Raw genomic sequence first — 18,984 nt, 5'->3', positions numbered from 1 at the left:
CGCTCGTCGCGCCGGCAGAGGCCGGCGCCTCGCGAGGCGAGGATGTGTCCTTGCCTCCTGAGACCCCGGCCTCCGCCGGGGTGACGATCAGACCGGCGCGCTTCACTTACAGCAATTTGGCCATCGCGCCGGCGGTGTCGACCATGCGGTTCGAGAAGCCCCATTCATTGTCATACCAGCTCAGCACGCGGACCAGCTTGCCGTCGATCACCGCTGTCTCCAGGCTGTCGATCGTCGACGAATGCGCGTCATGGTTGAAGTCGATCGAGACCAATGGCTCGTCGGTATAGCCGAGCACACCCTTGAGCGGGCCGTCCGCCGCCGCCTTGAGCAGCGCGTTGACCTCTTCCCTGCTGGTGTCGCGCTTCGGCGTGAAGGTCAGGTCGACGACCGATACGTTCGGGGTCGGCACGCGGATCGCCGAGCCATCGAGCTTGCCCTTGAGCTCGGGCAGCACCTCGCCGACGGCGCGCGCGGCGCCGGTGGTGGTCGGTATCATCGACATCGCGGCGGCGCGGGCGCGGCGCGGATCCTCGTGGATCTGGTCGAGGATCTTCTGGTCGTTGGTGTAGGCGTGGATCGTGGTCATCAGCCCACGCTCGATGCCGATCRCATCGTTCAGCACCTTGGCGAAAGGCGCGAGGCAGTTGGTGGTGCAGGAGGCGTTCGAGACGATGATGTGATCTGCGGTCAGCTTGTCCTGATTGACGCCGAACACAACGGTCAGGTCGACCTCCTTGCCGGGCGCCGAGATCAGAACGCGCTTGGCGCCTGCATCGATATGCGCCTGGCCGCCCTTACGATTGGTGAAGAAGCCGGTGCACTCTAGCGCGATGTCGACGCCCTGCGCCGCGTGCGGCAGCTTGGCCGGGTCGCGCTCGGCGGTCACGTGGATGCGCTTGCCGTTGATGATCAGGTCATTGCCATCGACTTCGACCGAGCCGCTGAAGGCGCCATGGACCGAATCGCGCTTGAACAGCAGGGCGTTCGCTTTTGCGTCGGCGAGATCGTTGATCGAGACCAGCTCGAGATCATGATCCGTCCGTTCGAGGATGGCGCGCGCGACATTGCGCCCAATGCGCCCGAACCCGTTGATCGCAACCTTAACCGCCATGCCGAAATACTCCTTCTTAGTGTGCGAGCGCCCCGAGGATCTGCGGGGCGAGCTTGTCGGCCGTCAGGCCGAAATGATCGTAGAGTGCCTTCACCGGCGCGGACGCACCGAAGCTGTCGAGGCCGAAGCGCAGGCCCTTGCGGCCGACATAGCGCTCCCATCCGATGGTTGTTCCAGCCTCGATCGAGACCAGCAGCACGCCATCGGGCAGGATCTCGTCGCGGTAGCTTTCGGGCTGCGCGTCGAAGCGCTCCCAGCTCGGCATCGAGACGACATCGACGCCATGGCCGGCTTCCTCGATCTTCTTCGCGGTGGCGAGCGCGATCTCGACCTCCGAGCCGCTGGCGATCAGCACCGCCTTGCGCGGGGCCTCGGCCGCCTTGAGGCGATAGGCGCCCTTGGCCGAGAAATTCTGGCTGATGTCGGTGCGGAGCTGCGGCAGCCCCTCGCGCGACAGGGCGAGCAGCGACGGGCCATCGGCCTTTTCGAGGCTCAACGCCCAGCATTCGGCGGTTTCGATCACGTCGCAGGGCCGATAGACATCGAGGTTCGGCATCACCCGCAGGCTCATCAGATGCTCGATCGGCTGGTGGGTCGGGCCGTCCTCGCCGAGGCCGATCGAATCATGGGTCATCACATAGACGACGCGCTGCTGCTGGAGCGCCGACAGCCGGATCGCGCCGCGGCAATAATCGGAGAAGACCAGGAAGGTGCCGCCATAAGGGATGACGCCGCCATGCAGCGCCATGCCGTTCATGGCACAGGCCATGCCGAATTCGCGGATGCCGTAATAGACATAGCGGCCGGCATAGTCGCCGGCGGTCAGCGGCGCCTGATCCTTGGTCTTGGTGTTGTTCGATCCGGTCAGGTCGGCCGAGCCGCCGATCGTCTCGGACAGCTGCTGGTTGATCGGCGCCAGCACCATCTCGGACGCCTTGCGGGTCGCCACCTTCTGCGGGTTGGCGATCAGGTCCTGGAGATAGGGCTGGAGCGAGAAATTCTCCGGCAGCTTGCCGGCCATGCGGCGCTCGAATTCGGCGCGGTTGTTCGAGGCGACGAGCCGGGCTTCCCAGCCGCTGCGCGCCGCCGCGCCGCGATGGCCGGCTTCGAGCCAGGCGGCCTTGATATCCTCCGGGATGACGAAGGGCTCGGCGGTCCAGCCGAGCTCAGCGCGCGTCGCGGCGACTTCGTCGGTGCCGAGCGCTGCGCCGTGGGTCGCCGAGGTGCCCTGCTTGTTGGGTGCGCCATAGCCAATGATCGTCGTGCAGCGGACGATCGATGGGCGCGGATCGAACTTCGCGGCCTCGAGCGCGGCGTTGATGCTGTCCGGATCATGGCCGTCGCAGCTGACGGTATGCCAGCCGGTCGCGGCATAGCGGGCGAGAACGTCTTCCGACGAGCTGAGCGAGACCGCGCCGTCGATGGTGATTCGGTTGTCGTCCCACAACACGATCATCCGGCCGAGCTGCAGATGCCCGGCGAGTCCGATCGCCTCATGGTTGATGCCTTCCATCAGGCAGCCGTCGCCGGCCAGCACCCAGGTGCGGTGATCGACAAGCTCGTCGCCGAACACGGCGTTCAGGTGCCGCTCGGCGATCGCCATGCCGACCGCTGTGGCCAGGCCCGAGCCGAGCGGACCCGTGGTCGCCTCGACGCCAGCCAGCTCGAAATTCTCGGGGTGGCCGGCGCACGGGCTGTGCAACTGGCGGAAATTGGCGATATCCTCGATGGTCGGGCGCGCATAACCTGTGAGGTGAAGCAGCGAGTAGATCAGCATCGAGCCATGGCCGGCCGACAGCACGAAGCGATCGCGGTCGGCCCATTTGGGTTGCGACGGATCGAACTTCAGGTGCTTGGTGAACAACTCGGTGGCGACGTCGGCCATGCCCATCGGCATGCCGGGATGCCCCGAGTTCGCAGCCTGCACGGCATCCATCGACAGCGCGCGAATGGCATTGGCGAGCTGCTTCGATGCAATCGTCATGGAATAACCTTCTGCAGACCGGCGGGATCGGCGAACAGGCGGATTTGCTGCTCGCGCGGACCCTTTGTCGTGCTGAGGCGCTATCGTCAACTCCAGGGTCGGTTTCAGCAAAGCATCCGTGCGAGCTGGCCGATCGCAACGCTGCGCTTGCGGGCCGTAACGAGGCTGCTATTCCTTTGAATCCATGACCGACCGTCGTCTCATATTGGCCCTTGGCCGCCTCGAACGCGCACTTGCCCGCATTGAGGCGGGAATCGAGGCGGGTCCGCAATCGCTCTCGTCAGCGCCGCCCTTCGGGCATGACGAAAGCGAGGCGCTGTTCCGCCTTGCCGAGCGCCACCGTACGCTGCGCGAGGCTACCGAATCGGCGATCGAGCGGATCGACCGGCTGCTGGGAGCGAACTGATGGCCGATGTCGAGGTTGCTGTCGCCGGGCGCCGCTACAAGCTGAGCTGCCGCGACGGCGAGGAGGATCATCTTCGCGCGCTCGTCCGGATGGTCGATCTCAAGGCCGAGGAGATCACCGGCACGCTCGGTGAGATGACCGAAACCAGGACGCTGCTGCTTTCCGCCTTGCTGATCGCCGACGAACTCAACGACCTGCGCGGCGCGGCGGCGGTCGCGCGCAACGAGTCGCCGGCCGATGTCGAACCCGATCCCGCCTATGCTGTGGCGATCGAGCGCATCGCCGAGCGGGTCGAACGGCTGGCGTCGCAGTTCGAGCGGCCGAGGGAGTAGATTGCCAGTCGCCCCTCGTTTCACGAGGGAAGCTCCCCTGTCGTCACCATCCTCTTGAGCTCAGCCGCCCCGCGCCCTACATATGGCCATGGCGGGTACTGCCCGGCACGAGCTGCGCGAACATCCCTGAGGCGATTCAATTCCTATGGGGGCTGTCTCTGTCCGGACCCTGGTCCGATGCATATGGCTCCCACCTGATGCTTTCGGCGTCAGAGGATATTCCAGAAACGACCATGGCGGTCCCGCCACCCCATGAAGCGAGCCGGCCCCGATGATTGAGCCATCCAAGCCGGCGCTGCGCGCCGGGCTGCGCGCCGCCCGCGACGGATTCGTGCTGGATCTCGCGGAGGGGCAGCGTGCGCGGCTCGAGGCGCGCGCCGCGGCGAATCTGATGCCGCTCATCACGGGCGCGAAATGCGTCGCCTTCTATCATGGGCTGGGCAGCGAGCTCGGCTGCGGCCCCGCGATCGCCGCGGCGGCGATCCAGGGCGTCAGCATCGCACTGCCGCATGTGGCAGGCCGCGCCCAGCCCATGCGCTTTCTCGCATGGGCACCAGGCGATCCGCTCGAGCCCGGCTGGCGCGGACTGCAGCAGCCGCTTGGCGATGCGCCCGAGCTTGTCCCGGACATCATCGTCACCCCGCTGCTGGGTTTCGACTCGACCCTGGCGCGACTCGGCCAGGGCGCCGGCTTTTACGATCGCGTCTTTGCCGAACGGCCGGGGGGGGCGAAGATCGGTTTCGGCTGGTCGGTACAGCGCGTTCCGGTCATAGCGTGCGATCCTTGGGATGTGCGGCTCGATGCCGTCGTCACGGAAGCGGGCATGATCGGGAAAAGCGAGCAGCAATGACACAACCCAGCTGGCGCAAGCCGTTCGGCATCTTTTTGATCTTGCTCATCATATTTGTGTGGGCCGTGATCGTGGCGAGCGCTTCGCCCTGGATCGGGCAGCAGCATATGCTCGTGCAGGCGGCGATCTACATCGTCGCGGGCATCATATGGATATTGCCGCTCAAGCCGCTGCTGGCATGGATGGAAACCGGCCGCTGGCGACCCTGACTGCGTAGAAACACGTGGTCGCATTAACCGGATGTATCGAATCTCGCGCTATCTCCCTGCACTGAGATTAGGGGTGTGACGGTGCGCGAAGAAAGAATAGCCGCGAAATCAGCAGAGCGTGACGAATGGCGCAGGCTGTACGACATGATCGGCAAGCTGCTGTTCGATCACGGACTCGAGCCATCCCCGGCTAATTTCGACCTGTGCCACCGCTATCTGTCGGGCCGCGACGGCGAGCTCACCGCGATGGTCGATCGCGCCATCGCCAAGGACGGCAATCTCAGCGAAGCCGTGACTGCGGCAATCTCGGCCAAGCTCGACTCGGGGCTGTCGACCGACGAACTGTCGCGCATCGCCGTCGACGCGCAGGGCTATCTGGAGCAGATGTCCGCCATTCTCGCCCGCTCGGGCGACGATGCCCGCGACTATGGCGTCGCCCTCGAGAATGAGGCGGCGGGGCTCGTGAAGAGCAAGTCCCCGGTCGTGTCGGTAGAGACATTGGTCGAACTGACCCGCTCGATGATCGACAAGGCGCAGGCCGCCGAAGAGGATCTGCGCCGCACCGAGATGCAGATGAGCGCGATGCGCAAGGACCTGGCCGTCGCACACCACAAGGCCAACAGCGATCCGCTTACCGGCCTGCCGAATCGTCGTGCGCTCGACAATCACCTGCGCACCGCCTTCGAAAATGCCCGCCGCGCCGATTCGCCGCTGGCGCTGGCGATCTGCGACATCGATCATTTCAAGATCTTCAACGACACCCATGGCCACCAGATCGGCGACGAGGTGATCAAGTTCGTGGGATCGTCGCTCGGCCGCTCGGCCAATGGCGACATCTTCGTCGCGCGCTATGGCGGCGAGGAGTTCGTGATGGTGTTCGAGCGCGGTGCCGCCGCTCAGTCGATGGGGATCCTCGACAAGGTCCGCGCCGCGATTGCCGCGCGCGAACTCAAGGTCACCCACACCGGCCAGTCGCTGGGGCGGCTGAGCTTCTCCGGCGGTGTCGCGACGCTCGATGCCAAGGATTCGCCGGGTTCGCTGCTGAAGCGCGCCGACGCCGCGCTGTACAAGGCCAAGCAGGACGGCCGCAACCGGATCAACGCAGCGGAGTAATTGGCTCAGGCCAAGGCCCTCTCCTTGTCATGCTGAACTTGTTTCAGCATCCACCTCGCCGCTCGGGGATGGTCAGCTGGACATGGGCGATTCCAATCCGTGCTGATAGATGCGGGCCATCGGGTTCGACATCACGCCGACATGATTGCGGCCGCTCGCAAGCCTATAAACGCCTGGTCGACGGGTCGACTACGCCCCCATGGCATCCCTGCGTCTCGGGGTGGATGCTGAAACAAGTTCAGCATGACGCGGTTTATCCGTATGCGATTAGCCCAATCGCCCTTCATCCTTTACTGGGCGGAACGACAGCAGTTTGCGAGAGCCTCAATGCCCGGTGCCGTTCCCTTCCGTTCGATACATGGCCATGGCCTGGTGCGCCTTGGTGCCGGCACGCCCCTGGCGAGCGCGGGCGATGTCGCGGCCAATGCCGCCGGGATCGTCGCGCTGGCGCGGCAGGCCGATGGCGAAGGGGTCGACCTGCTCGTCCTGCCGGAGCTCGCCTTGTCGTCCTACGCGATCGACGATCTCCATCTCCAGGATGCGCTGCTCGACCGGGTCGAGGCCGAACTTGCCGGGATCGTTGCTGCCAGTGCCGACCTGGCGCCAGTGCTGCTGGTCGGCGCCCCGATCCGGCGCAATGGCCGGCTGTATAACTGCGCGGTGGTCGTCTCGCGCGGGCAAATCCTGGGGGTGGTGCCCAAGAGCTTCCTGCCGAATTACCGCGAATATTATGAGAAGCGCTGGTTTGCGCCGGGCTATGGGCTGCGCGGCCTCGACATCGCCCTGTGCGGCCAGGCCGCGCCGTTCGGCCCGGACCTGATCTTTGCCGCCGACGATCTCGCCGACTTCATCTTCCATGTCGAGATCTGCGAGGATTATTGGGCGCCGCTGCCGCCGTCCACGCTCGGCGCGATGGCCGGGGCGCTGATCCTGTGCAACCTGTCGGCATCGAACATCATCATAGGCAAGGCCCGCGACCGGGCGGTGCTCGCCGCGTCGCAATCGATGCGCGCCATCGCCGCTTATTGCTATTCGGCCAGTGGGCCGGGCGAGAGCACCACCGACCTTGCCTGGGACGGCCAGGCGATGATCCACGAACTCGGCGTGATGATGGCGGAGTCGAGCCGCTTCGGGGACGATCCGGAGCTGATCATGGCCGATGTCGACGTCTCCCGCCTGCGCCTCGAGCGGCTGCGGATGGGGACGTTCAACGACTGCGCCGCCGCCAGCGGCCACCCGGAGAAGGCTTTCCGGCGCATTGCCTTCGCCCACAAGCCCAGCTTCGCCGATGTCGGCCTCAAGCGGCAGGTGGCGCGCTTTCCGTTCGTGCCGGCCGATCCGCTGCAGCTCGATGCCGACTGCTACGAGGCATTCAACATCCAGGTCGAAGGCCTGGCCAAGCGCTTCACCTCAACCTCGGGCCGCACGATGGTGATCGGGGTCTCGGGCGGGCTCGACTCGACCCATGCGCTGATCGTCGCCGCCAAGGCGTGCGATCGCCTCGGCCTGCCGCGCAAGGCGATCCTCGGCTATACCATGCCCGGTTTCGCGACCGGCGACGCCACCAAGTCCAACGCCTGGGCGCTGATGCGGGCGCTTGGCATCACCGCGGCCGAGATCGACATCCGTCCCGCCGCCCGGCAGATGCTGGCCGACATGGACCATCCCTTCGCCAAGGGCGAGCCGGTCTACGACATCGCGTTCGAGAATGTTCAGGCCGGCTTGAGGACCGATTATCTGTTCCGCCTCGCCAACCAGCATGGCGGCTTCGTGATCGGCACCGGCGACCTGAGCGAGCTGGCGCTCGGCTGGTGCACCTATGGCGTCGGCGACCAGATGAGCCATTATGGCGTCAATTCCGGCGTTCCCAAGACCCTGATCCAATATCTGATCCGCTGGTGCGTGCGCACCGGCCAGTTCGACGCTGCGACCGATGCGATCCTGACATCGATCCTGGGCACGGAGATTTCACCCGAACTTGTCCCCGCCGATGCCAGCGGCGCGATCCAGAGCACCGAGTCCAAGGTCGGGCCCTATGAGCTGAACGACTTCTTCCTCCACCATGTCATCCGGCTCGGGCTCAAGCCGTCGAAGATCGCCTTCCTCGCCTGGCATGCCTGGAAGGACGCCGATGCGGGGCTGTGGCCGGCGGGCTTCCCGGACGAATTGCGCAACAGCTACGATCTCGCGACGATCCGCCGCTGGCTCGAGAATTTCCTGTTCCGCTTCTTCACGATCAGCCAGTTCAAGCGCTCGGCGATGCCCAACGGCCCCAAGGTGTCGGGTGGCGGCGCGCTGTCCCCCCGCGGCGACTGGCGCGCGCCTTCGGACGGTAATGCCAAGCTCTGGCTCGACGAGTTGGCGGCGGCGCTCGACGGCGTCGAGGACTGACCTCAGCGCGCCTCTTTCCTTCGTACCAGCGCCGCGATGCACGACGCGCGGTCGATGTCCTCGCCGGTCGGCAGGCGCGCGTCGACATGGGTGACCAGCGGTTCGCGGCCCGGGCCCGGCGGGTAGAGATAGGCGTCGAGCACGCAGACGCCGCTGGCATATTGGAGCTTGCGGGCGGGCTCCTCGCGGACATCCTGGTTGGGCGTGCCGAACAGCGCGATCAGTGCACGGGCGTCCTGGCCCAGCACCCGGTCCAGTCCGGCTTCGACCCGCACCGGCGGGGGCGGCGCGACCACCAGCGGCGGCTGGGTGGGGCCGCAGCCGGCGAGGATCGCGAGCGGCGCGAGCGGGGTCAGGCGCAGGATATTCATGCTGTCCCGAGAGCATCATCCTCGGCCTGATGCAAGCCGGCGTCGTCGAGCGGCTTTGCGGCCACGGCGGATTTCGCTACGCCTGCTATGACCAAATCGATCCGCTCATCCTGAGGAGCCACTGAGCCTGGCGAAGTGGCGTCTCGAAGGATCGTCCTTCGATGCGGTCTTCGCCAAGCTCAGCCCTTACTCAGGATGTGCGGAAGAGTGACCGAATCCAATAGCCGGGCACCCGAAGGGGTGGCGATGGCTTCCCTCCGCTATGATGTCCTCGCGATCGGCAATGCGCTGGTCGACGTGCTTACCCATAAGGATGATGCGTTCGTCGCGGCGCAGGGGCTCGATCGCGGGATGATGCAGCCGATCGCGCCCGATCGCGCGGTGTTGCTGCACCAGGCGATGGGCGACTGCCAGGAAGTGTGCGGCGGTTCGGCGGCCAACACGATGGCGGCGCTGGCGCGGCTCGGCCTGCGGCTCGCCTTTGTCGGGCAGGTCGGCGACGACCGGCTGGGGCGGATGTTCGCCGGCGACATGGCGGCGAGCGGCATCGACTTCCCGCTGCCGCCTATCGCGGCCCCGACCGGGCGCTGCCTGATCATCGTCGGCCCTGACGGCCATCGCACGATGAACACGGCGATCGGCGCGTCCGAATATCTGCCCGCCGCCGCCTTCGATGCGGCAATCGCGGCGGAAGCGGCGATCCTCTATGTCGAAGGCTATATGTGGCGCACCGCGGAGCCGCGCGCGGCATCGCGTGCTGCGCTGGCAGTTGCCCGCGCGCATGGCCGTCGCACCGCCTTCACGCTCTCCTCGGAGTTTTGCGTGCGACAGCATCATGATGAGTTCGTCGGGCTGCTCGACGAGGGGCTGGTCGACATGCTGTTCGCCAACGAGGGCGAACTTGCCGCCTTGAGCGGGCTGGCCGATGTCGAGGCCGCCGTCGCCTGGGCGGCGGAGCGGGTGCCGCTGCTGATCGCGACCCGCGGCGCCGATGGGGCGATCGGCATCGAGAAGGGACAGCGCACCGAAATAGCGGCGGAGCCGTGCGGGCCGATCGTGGATACGACCGGTGCGGGCGATCTGTTCGCGGCCGGCGTTCTGGCCGGGCTGGCGCAGGGCCGCGATTTGGCTGTCGCCTTGCGGATGGGATCGATCGCGGCGGGCCGGATCATCGGCATTATCGGCCCTCGCCTGCCCGAGGGCGAGGATCTTGGCGCCCTGATCGAAGCGCGGCTGGGCGGTTAGCGCCGAACATATTTCCGTCATGCTGAACTTGTTTCAGCATCCACCGTGCAACAGGAGAACGGCCCCGAGCGGGAGAGTGGATCCTGAAACAAGTTCAGGATGACGGTGCGCCCAAGCAGTCGATTTGCGCCGTCAGCTGATCGGCGGCACTGGCATCGGCGGCACGTCCTCGTCCATCTCGTGGGTCTCGACGATGCCGCGGCCGAGGTTGCTCTTGCGGTAGCCGTAGAGGAAATAAACCACCAGGCCGATCGCCGCCCAGCTGAAGAACAGCGTGATCGTGTAGGTCGACAGGCTGGAAAATAGATAGATGCAGCCGAAGACCGAGATCGGCGCGACGATCGCCACCGCCGGGGTACGGAACGGACGATTACGGCTCGGATCGGTCCAGCGCAGCACGAGCACGGCGATCGACACCGCGGCGAAGGCGAACAGCGTGCCGGAGTTGGAGATGTCGGCGAGCGCGCCGACCGGGAAGAGCGCCGCGAAGATGGCGACAAACACCCCGGTCATCATCGTCACGACATGTGGCGTGTGAAAGCGGGGATGGACCTTCGAAAACACGGCCGGCAGCAGGCCGTCGCGGCTCATCACGAAGAAGATGCGGGTCTGGCCGAACATCATCATCAGGATGACCGACGGCAGCGCGAGGCCGGCGGCGAGGCCGAGCAGGTTGCCGATCTGCGGCCAGCCGATCTCGCGCAGCGTCCAGGCCAGCGCCTCCTTCGAGCAGACAACCTTGGCGTCGCCGATCGCCGAGCAGGCGGCGGTCAGTTCGGCCGAGCCGGTCGGCAAGGCGGTGCCCGCGGCGTTCAGCATCGGCTGCGCGCCGACGCCGCCGATCACACCGGCCGCGACCAGCATGTAGAAGATGGTGCAGATGCCCAGCGAGCCGATCAGGCCGATCGGCATGTTGCGCTGTGGGTTCTTGGTTTCCTCGGCTGCGGTCGAGACGGCATCGAAGCCGACATAGGCGAAGAAGATCGAGGCCGCCGCCGCGGAAATGCCGCCGAAGCCGGTCGGCGAGAAGGGGTGGAAATTCTCCATGTTCATCACCGGCAGGGCAAGGATCACGAACAGTGACAGCGCTGCGATCTTGATGCCGACGAGCACCGCGTTGACCGTGGCGCTCTCCTTGGTACCGAGCACCAGCAACCAGGTGACCAGGCCGGCGATGATCGCGGCGGGGAGGTTGATGATGCCTCCGTCGATCGGGCCCAGCACCAGCGTCTTGGGCAGGACTATGCCCGTCAGGTTCTGGAACAGGCCGACGACATAGCCCGACCATCCGACAGACACGGCTCCCGCGGCGATCGCATATTCGAGGACCAGCGCCCAGCCGACCATCCAGGCGACCAGCTCGCCCATCACGGCATAGCTATAGGTGTAGGCCGAGCCCGAAACCGGCACCATCGCCGCCATCTCGGCATAGCAGAGCGCGGCGACCGCGCAGACGAAGCCGGCGATGATGAAGGCGAGGATCATGCCCGGGCCCGCCTTCTGGGCGGCCTCGGCGGTGAGGACGAAAATACCGGTACCGATGATGCCGCCGATGCCCAGCATGGTCAGCTGGAAGGGGCCGAGGGATCGATGCAGCGACTTTCGGGCTGCGGTGGCGAGAATGGCGTCGAGTGGCTTTACGCGCCCAAATATCATGCGGAGTTCCCTCGTCGGGCCGGGCTGTTCGCGCGCGGCCGGTCATGGGAAGAGGAGCCTAACCGGTAATTCCGAGCGCGCAATAGGATTGCGCGGATGTGACGGTTACGATCTCGGCAGCATTTCGTAGAACTGGCGGCCGCCGAAAACATGGACATGGAGATGCGGCACCTCCTGGTGGCCATGGCCGCCTGTGTTGGCCAGCAGGCGATAGCCGGGCTCGGCCAGCCCCGCCGCGCGGGCGACATGGCCGACCGCCCGGATGAAGCCGGTGATCTCGGCGTCGCTGCCCTTCGCGGTGAAATCGTCCCACGAGACGTAGCGGCCCTTGGGAATGACCAGGAGATGGACCGGCGCCTGCGGTCTGGCATCGTGGAAGGCGAGCGCGAACTCATCCTCATAGACGGTCTTCGACGGCAGCTCGCCACGTAGGATGCGGGCGAAGACGTTGCTGTCGTCATAGGGCAGGGTGGCGTCGATCGGCATGTTTGTTTCCCGTGATGACTCGGATCAGGATGAGGTCCGCCCGGCTTTCTCGGTCAATCCGGAAACCCCCTCGCGCCGGTCGAGTTCGGCGAGCACGTCGCCAAGCGGCACGCCTGCGGCAGCGAGCAGCACGGTAAGGTGGAAAAGCAGGTCGGCGGCCTCGCTGGCAACCGCCTTCGGATCGCCGGCCATCGCGGCGATGACCGTTTCTACGGCCTCTTCGCCGAGCTTCTGGGCAATCTTGGGCATGCCCCGCGCGAACAGCGAGGCGACGTAGGACGTTGATGGGTCGGCGCCCCGCCGCGCATTGATCGTCGATTCGAGCTGTTCGAGGGTGGTCGTCATAGCTGCCGCTTCAAGCGCGCCCGCACGATCAGGTCAACGCAGAAAGAACGCGGCCCCCGCCCGCCCTCCACCGATCGCATCGGTGAGGGGTGGGCGGGGGCCGGATACGCATCGCAACGCTACAGGGGAAAGGATAAAATCTCTAAGCAAACCGAACAGAAGCAAAACTACGGGTCCCGACGTTTCTGGCTGGCGATGCGGCCGACGAACACGCCGGCGATCGCGATCAGGAACATGCCCAGCGCGCTCGGCTGCGGCACGTTGCGCAGCCATGCCGATACAAGGCCGAGCTGCGCCCAGGCGGGAGAGGCAACCGCGAGGGCAGCAATCAACGCAATTACCCCCCGTAATGCGGCACTTACCATCGGATCGCCTCCCCCCGCCTTCGCCCCCGGCGAGCTGGAAAATCGGGTACGCCGAATAGTAAGCGAGAATCGTGCCAGATCCAGGAATCGGCGGATTTCCGGCTTTTGTGCACATTATCGGTCATGATCATTCCTGATCTGTGTAAGGAATCCCGACGCTTGTCGGGTCCGGCCTCGGGACGTGGTGCGCGGCAAACAAAAACCGCGGCGACTCCCGGCAAGGGCGTCGTCGCGGTTCCGTAGTTCGATGATCCGTCACCCCGCCTGGCGGCGGGGCGCAGGATCAGGCGCCGAGGTCGGCGGTGTCGATCTTGACGCCCGGGCCCATGGTCGAGCTGACCGCGGCCTTCTGGAGGTACTTGCCCTTGGCGCCGGTCGGCTTGGCCTTGACGATCGCATCGACGAACGCGTCGAAATTGGCGCGCAGGTCTTCCGCCGGGAAGCTCGCCTTGCCGATTCCCGAATGGATGATGCCGGCCTTTTCGACGCGGAACTCGACCTGCCCACCCTTGGCAGCCTTGACGGCTTCGCCGACGTTCATCGTGACGGTGCCCAGCTTGGGGTTCGGCATCAGGCCCTTCGGGCCCAGGATCTTGCCGAGCCGGCCGACCAGACCCATCATGTCCGGGGTCGCGATGCAGCGGTCGAAGTCGACCGTGCCGCCCTGGATCGTCTCGAGCAGGTCTTCGGCGCCGACGACTTCGGCACCCGCTGCCAGGGCTTCTTCAGCCTTGGCGCCGCGCGCGAACACGCCGACGCGGACGTCCTTGCCGGTGCCCTTGGGCAGCGTCACCACGCCGCGGACCATCTGGTCGGCGTGACGCGGATCGACGCCCAGGTTGAGCGCGACCTCGATGGTCTCGTCGAACTTGGAGGTGGCGTTGGTCTTGGCGAGCTTGATCGCCGCATCGACGTCGTAAAGCTTGTCGCGGTCGACCGAAGCGGCCTGGTTCTTCTGCTTCTTGCTGAGCTTGGCCATGTTATCAGCCCTCCACCACTTCGAGGCCCATTGCGCGGGCGCTGCCTTCGATGATGCGGGTCGCCGCGTCGATATCGTTGGCGTTGAGATCCTTCATCTTCGCTTCGGCGATCGCGGTGAGCTGCGAACGCTTGATCTTGGCGGCGACGATCTTGCCCGGCTCCTTCGAGCCCGACTTCAGGCCGGCGGCCTTCTTGATCAGGAAGCTGGCGGGTGGCGTCTTGGTGATGAAGCTGAAGCTGCGGTCGGCATAGACGGTGATGACGGTCGGCAGCGGCGTGCCGACTTCCTGGTCACCGGTCTGCGCGTTGAACGCCTTGCAGAACTCCATGATGTTGACGCCGCGCTGGCCCAGCGCGGGACCGATCGGCGGCGATGGGTTCGCCTTTCCAGCGGGCACCTGGAGCTTGATATAGCCCGTGATCTTCTTTGCCATGTTCACTCACTCTGTAGTTGGTCGGATCGCAGGCGATCCTCCCGGTTCAAGTTTAGCGGTCCATGCGGAGATCGAAATCTCCTCCCGCAGCTTGTGCCTGGAAGGCACTATCCGGTTTGAGCCGGAACCTCCAAATTCGTCATGCTGAACTTGTTTCAGCATCCACCCATCAACCGGGAACGCTCTCCCGTGGCTCGGTGGATCCTGAAACAAGTTCAGGATGACGGCCTTGATCAGGCCGTCACTTAACCCGTTCGACCTGCTCGAACTCGAGCTCGACCGGGGTCGCGCGGCCGAAGATCGAGACCGACACCTTGACGCGGCTGCGATCGAAATCGAGCTCCTCGACGATGCCGTTGAAGCTCGCGAACGGGCCGTCGAGAACCTTGACCTGATCGCCGATCTCGTAATCGACCTTGAGCTTGGCCTTGGGGGCGGCCGCGGCGGCCTCCTCCTTGGTGTTCAGGATGCGTGCGGCCTCGGCTTCGCTGATCGGCTGGGGCTTGCCCATCGAGCCGAGGAAGCCGGTCACCTTCGGCGTGTTCTTCACCAGGTGATAGACGTCGTCGTTCATGCTGAGCTTGGCCAGCACATAGCCGGGAAAGAATTTCCGGTCCGACGTGATCTTCTTGCCGCGGCGAACCTCGGTGATCTTCTCGGTCGGAACTTCGACCGATTCGACCAGCTGCTCGAGCCCCATGCGCGCAGCATCGGCCAGGATCGATTCCTTGACCTTGTTCTCGAAGCCCGAATAGGCGTGAATGATGTACCAGCGCGACATGAACGCCAACGTCTCCGTATTCGGAGCGATTTCCAGTCAGATCAGATCCGACACCCGGAAATCGCGACCACCAAAAAATCTAGCCCAAGAGCGACAGCAGGAACTTCACGATCGCTGCGAACAGCTGATCGAGCCCGAAGAAGAATATACCCAGCAGCAGCGTCATGATGCCCACCATGATGGTGGTCGTCACGGTCTCCTTGCGGCTCGGCCAGGCGACCTTCGCCGTCTCGGCCTTTACCTGCCGGATGAACTCGCCGGGTGAAGTCTTCGCCACGTCCTCGCCTACCCAAATCGACAGGCAAATGCCTGCCAGTGCTTCCACAACAACGACACGAGGCCTCAGTCCGCTATTTAGCCTTGCGGCTGCGGACCTTGACCTCGTTATTCTCGACCCCGTCGGCCTTACCCTACCATTTCGAAATGGCAGGAGTGGAGGGACTCGAACCCACGGCCCTCGGTTTTGGAGACCGATGCTCTACCAACTGAGCTACACTCCTCCGGGTCCGAGACGCGGGCACATAGCGGTGGGACCGTTGGAGTGCAAGGGGTTGGCGACGTGCCAAGCGGTCAGCGCGTATATCTGACGCCCGCATCGTCGATGTCCCAATAGGCGCCGCCATTGCCGTTGGTGCGAAAGGCGATCGGCACTTCGATGCGGTGGCGGCAGGGCTCGAACGTCCAGATCTCGTTCCACGAGCCCTTCAGCCTGATTCCATAGACATCGGGACCGAGATCGGCGCTGCTGCCGGCGATGCGCATGCCCGTTGGTGTGATGTCGCGTGGGCTACAGGCCGAGTCGGCGGTGCGAAGCTGCTTGAGCGCGGTATTCACGGCACCCCGCAGCGCCTCGCGCGACAATGATGGCCAGGCATAGCTCGTGCCCTGTCCGGCGAAGATCCCCTGCAGCGTCCGGCCATCGGCGGCGCGCAACAGCAGCACGCGGATCGGATCGGCCGGCGGGCAATCGTCGAGCGTAACCCGCACCAGCCAGCCATTCTCGATCTGGCCCTTGGCGATCATGGTGGTGATCATGCCGTCGAGGCTGACGGGCGCGAGCTTGCCGAGCCTGATTTTTTTCGGCGCGCATCGACCGCGCTGGCGGGCGTCGACGGCGACGGCCGTGCCGACTGCCCGGGCCAGCGCGGCATCGTCGGGCAGAGGATTGCGATTGAGCTCCTCGAGGTCGCGCTTGAAGACGGCGGGATCGCCGAGCGGGTCGAGCGGGGCTGCGGCCAGCGGCGTGGCGACGATCAGCAAAGAGATGAGTGCCGCTGAGCAAAGAGCCCCGATAACCACGCCGCCGTCATGCTGAACTTGTTTCAGCATCCACTCCTCCACAGGTGGCCGTTCCCGCGTTCGCAAGTGGATGCTGAAACAAGTTCAGCATGACGAGCGGTAATGGACAGGGCTTATGCCGCGATGTCGTAGCCTTGGATCTCGCCCGCCAGATAGAGGTTGCGGGCCTTGGCGCGGCTCAGCTTGCCCGAGCTGGTCTTGGGCAGGGTGCGCGGCGGCACGAGCTCGACGACGCAGTGCATGCCGGTGATCGCGCGTACCTTCTCGCGGATCTGGTCGCGCAGCCGGGCGCGCTCGCTGGGGTCCGAGGTGCGGCACTGGACCAGCACGGCAGGGGTCTCCTCGCCGCCCGGCGTAGTGATCGCGAAGGCGGCGATGTCGCCGGCCTTGAAACCCGGCAGCTGCTCGACGGCCCACTCGATGTCCTGCGGCCAGTGATTCTTGCCGTTGATGATGATCATGTCCTTGGCGCGGCCGACGATGAAGATATAGCCGTCCGAGATATAGGCCATGTCGCCGGTGTCGAGCCAGCCGTCGACCATGCAGGCGTCGGTCGCCTCCTGGTCGCGGAAATAGCCCTGCATGATCGACGGGCCCTTGGCCCACAGCTTGCCGATCATCTTCTCGGGCAGCACCGAACCGTCGTCGTCGCGGATCTCGACCCGCATGTCGCGCACCGGCTTGCCGCAATTGACGATGGCACGGAAGCGGCGCGGCCGGTCCTGGCTGTGGTCGCCGCCCGACAGCTGGGTCTCCTCGACCAGCTCGACGACGATGCCCTCGCCCGGCGGCATGATCGATACCGCGAGCGTCGCCTCGGCCAAGCCATAACTCGGCAGGAAGGCGTTGGCCCGGAAGCCGGCTTCGGCGAAGGCATCGACGAAGGCCTGCATCACGTCCGGGCGGATCATGTCGGCGCCGTTGCCGGCGAGCCGCCAGCGCGACAGGTCGAAACGGTCGGAGGCCTTGGTCTGGCTCGACATGCGGCGCGCGCAGATGTCGTAGCCGAAGGTCGGCGAATAGCTGATCGTCGTGCCTTCGTTGCGGCTGATCATGTCGAGCCACGCGAGCGGGCGGCGCGCGAAATCCTCGGTCTTGAGGTAGTCGGTCGAAACCTGGTTGGCGACCGGCGACAGGAAGCAGCCCACCAGCCCCATGTCGTGATACCAGGGCAGCCAGCTGATGCAGCGATCCTGCGGCTCGACCAGCATGCCATGCGAATGCGCCGCGAGATTGTTGAGCAGCGCGCGGTGGGTAACCGCCACGCCATGCGGAAAGCGTGTCGAACCGCTCGAATATTGCAGATAGGCGATATCGTCCGGCGAAGCCTGCGGCAGGATCGCGTCGACTGCCTCGCGCGCCTCGAACGCTTCGTAGCTCAGCCCCTCGACGCCGCGCTGCCGGGCCGCGGCCGACGCCATGTCCTCGAGCTCGGCCGGATAGAAGAAGAGTTTCGGATCGGAACTCGAAAGCTGGACGATCAGCTGGTCTATATAGCTGTCCTTGCCGCCGAACGAGGTCGGCAGCGGCAGCGGCACCGGCCATGCGCCGGCATAGACCGCGCCGAAGAACAGCGCTGCGAACAGCGGCCCGGTTTCGGCGACCAGCGCGATGCGATCGCCGGGGCGGATCCCTGCGGCGATCAGCCGGCCGGCATTGGCCATGCTGTCGGCGCGCAGCTCTGTGTAGGTGTAGGGCTGGACAAGCGTCCCGCGCGCGTCGTGGAAATTCAGGCCGCGAACCCCGGCGGCAGCGTAGTCGAGCGCCGCTCCCAGAGTGTCGAAATCGGCGAAACGGCGCGGCAGGGCGTCCATCGTGGGCGTCGGCACCAATGCCATTATAATATCGTTCCTCTGCATCGTCGAAGCGCTATCCACCCGGTCCAGCATCAGCGCGCCTCCCCTGGGGCCACTGCGGCCGCCGGGCAGCCCTGTTCATGTTGCCTGCCTTCGCCGAAGCCCGCGTTCAAAATCCGGCCCGACTGTGGCACAATCATGGCGCATGCCCCGATCGACCCCCAAAATCCTGTCGCCATATGACATTGCGACACTTGAACGCGCTGCGCTCGATTATGCCGCGCGCTATGCCACGACCCGCGCCAAACTGGCCGCCTATCTGCGCCGCAAGCTGCGCGAGCGCGGCTGGGAGGGCGACAGCCCACCGCCGGTCGAGGCGCTCGTCGAGCGCTTTGCCGAGCGCGGCTATGTCGACGACCGTGCTTTTGCCACGGCGCGCGCCGATTCGCTGCTGCGCCGCGGTTATGGCGTGCGCCGCATCGCCATGGCGCTGCGCACCGCCGGCATCGATGCCGAGACGAGCGGCGCGCTATGCGGGCGGATCGACGCCGGCGCGGAACAGGCTGCCATGCTCTATGCACGGCGCAAGCGGATCGGGCCGTTTGCCGGCCACCGGCCCGACGCGACGGAAAAGCGCCGCTGGATCGCCGCGATGGCACGGGCGGGCCATCCCCTCGATCTGGTTTTGCGCGTGCTCGGGGGCGAACCCGAGGAAGAAGAGGTTGATAATCCGCATTTTCCGGGCAATGGCGGATATCCGGTGTCGGAATAGCTTCGTTTCAAAGCCGGTCTGTGATAAAAAGGTCATCTAGGCAGCGGGTGTCTC

At 65.5% G+C, this 18,984-nt stretch carries 21 protein-coding genes and 1 tRNA gene; 8 read left to right on the top strand and 14 right to left on the bottom strand.

Going from position 1 to position 18,984, the window contains the following annotated elements; translation table 11 throughout:
* Positions 1–106 precede the first annotated feature (106 nt).
* Together gap and tkt are read right to left on the bottom strand one after the other, a co-directional pair.
* Positions 107–1,114, bottom strand: coding sequence for a type I glyceraldehyde-3-phosphate dehydrogenase (gene gap / locus AC1DPF_RS06780; protein WP_477960337.1), 1,008 nt, complete (start codon positions 1,112–1,114; stop codon positions 107–109).
* A 16-nt stretch (positions 1,115–1,130) separates the two neighbouring features.
* Positions 1,131–3,098 carry a transketolase gene (tkt, locus tag AC1DPF_RS06775; RefSeq protein ID WP_477868388.1) on the bottom strand — a complete coding sequence of 656 codons (1,968 nt, stop codon included), beginning with the start codon at positions 3,096–3,098 and terminating at the stop codon, positions 1,131–1,133.
* Between the two features lie 184 nt (positions 3,099–3,282).
* On the opposite strand from tkt, the gene AC1DPF_RS06770 reads away from it, so the two are divergent.
* From AC1DPF_RS06770 to AC1DPF_RS06745, 6 genes are all read left to right on the top strand, one after another.
* The gene (locus AC1DPF_RS06770; RefSeq protein ID WP_477868390.1) at positions 3,283–3,504 is read left to right on the top strand and encodes a hypothetical protein; all 222 of its coding nucleotides are present in this window, start codon (positions 3,283–3,285) and stop codon (positions 3,502–3,504) included.
* Positions 3,504–3,836, top strand: a complete 333-nt coding sequence (locus AC1DPF_RS06765; protein WP_477868392.1) for a cell division protein ZapA — start codon at positions 3,504–3,506, stop codon at positions 3,834–3,836. Before AC1DPF_RS06770 ends, AC1DPF_RS06765 begins: the two co-directional genes overlap by 1 nt.
* 271 nt (positions 3,837–4,107) lie before the next feature.
* Positions 4,108–4,686: a 5-formyltetrahydrofolate cyclo-ligase gene (locus tag AC1DPF_RS06760; protein ID WP_477868393.1), complete on the top strand. Its 579-nt coding sequence runs from the start codon at positions 4,108–4,110 to the stop codon at positions 4,684–4,686.
* Positions 4,683–4,895 (top strand): DUF2842 domain-containing protein, encoded by a 213-nt coding sequence (locus AC1DPF_RS06755; protein WP_477868395.1) that lies wholly within the window; start codon positions 4,683–4,685, stop codon positions 4,893–4,895. The genes AC1DPF_RS06760 and AC1DPF_RS06755 overlap by 4 nt, the downstream gene beginning before the upstream one ends.
* 81 nt (positions 4,896–4,976) lie before the next feature.
* Positions 4,977–6,008 carry a GGDEF domain-containing protein gene (locus AC1DPF_RS06750; protein ID WP_477868397.1) on the top strand — a complete coding sequence of 344 codons (1,032 nt, stop codon included), beginning with the start codon at positions 4,977–4,979 and terminating at the stop codon, positions 6,006–6,008.
* 327 nt (positions 6,009–6,335) lie between these two features.
* Positions 6,336–8,399 carry an NAD(+) synthase gene (locus AC1DPF_RS06745; protein ID WP_477868399.1) on the top strand — a complete coding sequence of 688 codons (2,064 nt, stop codon included), beginning with the start codon at positions 6,336–6,338 and terminating at the stop codon, positions 8,397–8,399.
* Between the two features lie 2 nt (positions 8,400–8,401).
* On the opposite strand, the gene AC1DPF_RS06740 is transcribed toward AC1DPF_RS06745, so the two are convergent.
* Complete coding sequence (locus AC1DPF_RS06740; protein WP_477868401.1) at positions 8,402–8,770, bottom strand: hypothetical protein; 369 nt, start codon at positions 8,768–8,770, stop codon at positions 8,402–8,404.
* A 246-nt stretch (positions 8,771–9,016) separates the two neighbouring features.
* Between AC1DPF_RS06740 and AC1DPF_RS06735 the strand changes: the two genes are divergently transcribed.
* The gene (locus AC1DPF_RS06735; protein WP_477869248.1) at positions 9,017–10,015 is read left to right on the top strand and encodes an adenosine kinase; all 999 of its coding nucleotides are present in this window, start codon (positions 9,017–9,019) and stop codon (positions 10,013–10,015) included.
* A 132-nt stretch (positions 10,016–10,147) separates the two neighbouring features.
* Here AC1DPF_RS06735 and AC1DPF_RS06730 read toward each other — a convergent pair whose 3' ends face one another.
* From AC1DPF_RS06730 to AC1DPF_RS06680, 11 genes are all read right to left on the bottom strand, one after another.
* Positions 10,148–11,671, bottom strand: coding sequence for an amino acid permease (locus tag AC1DPF_RS06730; RefSeq protein ID WP_477868403.1), 1,524 nt, complete (start codon positions 11,669–11,671; stop codon positions 10,148–10,150).
* 105 nt (positions 11,672–11,776) lie between these two features.
* Positions 11,777–12,157: a histidine triad nucleotide-binding protein gene (locus AC1DPF_RS06725; protein ID WP_477868405.1), complete on the bottom strand. Its 381-nt coding sequence runs from the start codon at positions 12,155–12,157 to the stop codon at positions 11,777–11,779.
* A gap of 24 nt (positions 12,158–12,181) precedes the next feature.
* Entirely contained in the window at positions 12,182–12,502 is a 321-nt protein-coding gene (locus tag AC1DPF_RS06720; protein WP_477868407.1) for a phosphoribosyl-ATP diphosphatase, read from the bottom strand.
* A gap of 167 nt (positions 12,503–12,669) precedes the next feature.
* Positions 12,670–12,867: a hypothetical protein gene (locus AC1DPF_RS06715; RefSeq protein ID WP_477868409.1), complete on the bottom strand. Its 198-nt coding sequence runs from the start codon at positions 12,865–12,867 to the stop codon at positions 12,670–12,672.
* A 283-nt stretch (positions 12,868–13,150) separates the two neighbouring features.
* Entirely contained in the window at positions 13,151–13,846 is a 696-nt protein-coding gene (rplA, locus tag AC1DPF_RS06710) for a 50S ribosomal protein L1 (protein ID WP_340314456.1), read from the bottom strand.
* 4 nt (positions 13,847–13,850) lie between these two features.
* A complete protein-coding gene (gene rplK, locus AC1DPF_RS06705) occupies positions 13,851–14,282 on the bottom strand; it encodes a 50S ribosomal protein L11 (RefSeq protein ID WP_477868411.1) in 432 nt (143 codons plus the stop codon).
* Between the two features lie 241 nt (positions 14,283–14,523).
* Positions 14,524–15,063: a transcription termination/antitermination protein NusG gene (gene nusG / locus AC1DPF_RS06700; RefSeq protein ID WP_477868413.1), complete on the bottom strand. Its 540-nt coding sequence runs from the start codon at positions 15,061–15,063 to the stop codon at positions 14,524–14,526.
* Positions 15,064–15,142: 79 nt separating this feature from the next.
* On the bottom strand, positions 15,143–15,340 hold the full coding sequence (gene secE / locus AC1DPF_RS06695) for a preprotein translocase subunit SecE (RefSeq protein WP_477868415.1): 198 nt from the start codon (positions 15,338–15,340) through the stop codon (positions 15,143–15,145).
* Between the two features lie 147 nt (positions 15,341–15,487).
* Positions 15,488–15,563 (bottom strand) — tRNA-Trp (locus AC1DPF_RS06690).
* A 70-nt stretch (positions 15,564–15,633) separates the two neighbouring features.
* Positions 15,634–16,392, bottom strand: a complete 759-nt coding sequence (locus tag AC1DPF_RS06685) for a hypothetical protein (protein WP_477960335.1) — start codon at positions 16,390–16,392, stop codon at positions 15,634–15,636.
* An 83-nt stretch (positions 16,393–16,475) separates the two neighbouring features.
* Complete coding sequence (locus tag AC1DPF_RS06680; protein WP_477960333.1) at positions 16,476–18,200, bottom strand: fatty acyl-AMP ligase; 1,725 nt, start codon at positions 18,198–18,200, stop codon at positions 16,476–16,478.
* 163 nt (positions 18,201–18,363) lie between these two features.
* On the opposite strand from AC1DPF_RS06680, the gene AC1DPF_RS06675 reads away from it, so the two are divergent.
* Positions 18,364–18,930, top strand: coding sequence for a regulatory protein RecX (locus tag AC1DPF_RS06675; RefSeq protein WP_477960331.1), 567 nt, complete (start codon positions 18,364–18,366; stop codon positions 18,928–18,930).
* The last annotated feature ends 54 nt before the right edge of the window (positions 18,931–18,984 follow it).

Source organism: Rhizorhabdus sp. P4_G6, assembly GCF_056401045.1.
The sequence above is the reverse complement of the archived record's forward strand: the minus strand, read 5'-3'. Positions and strand labels throughout refer to the sequence as shown.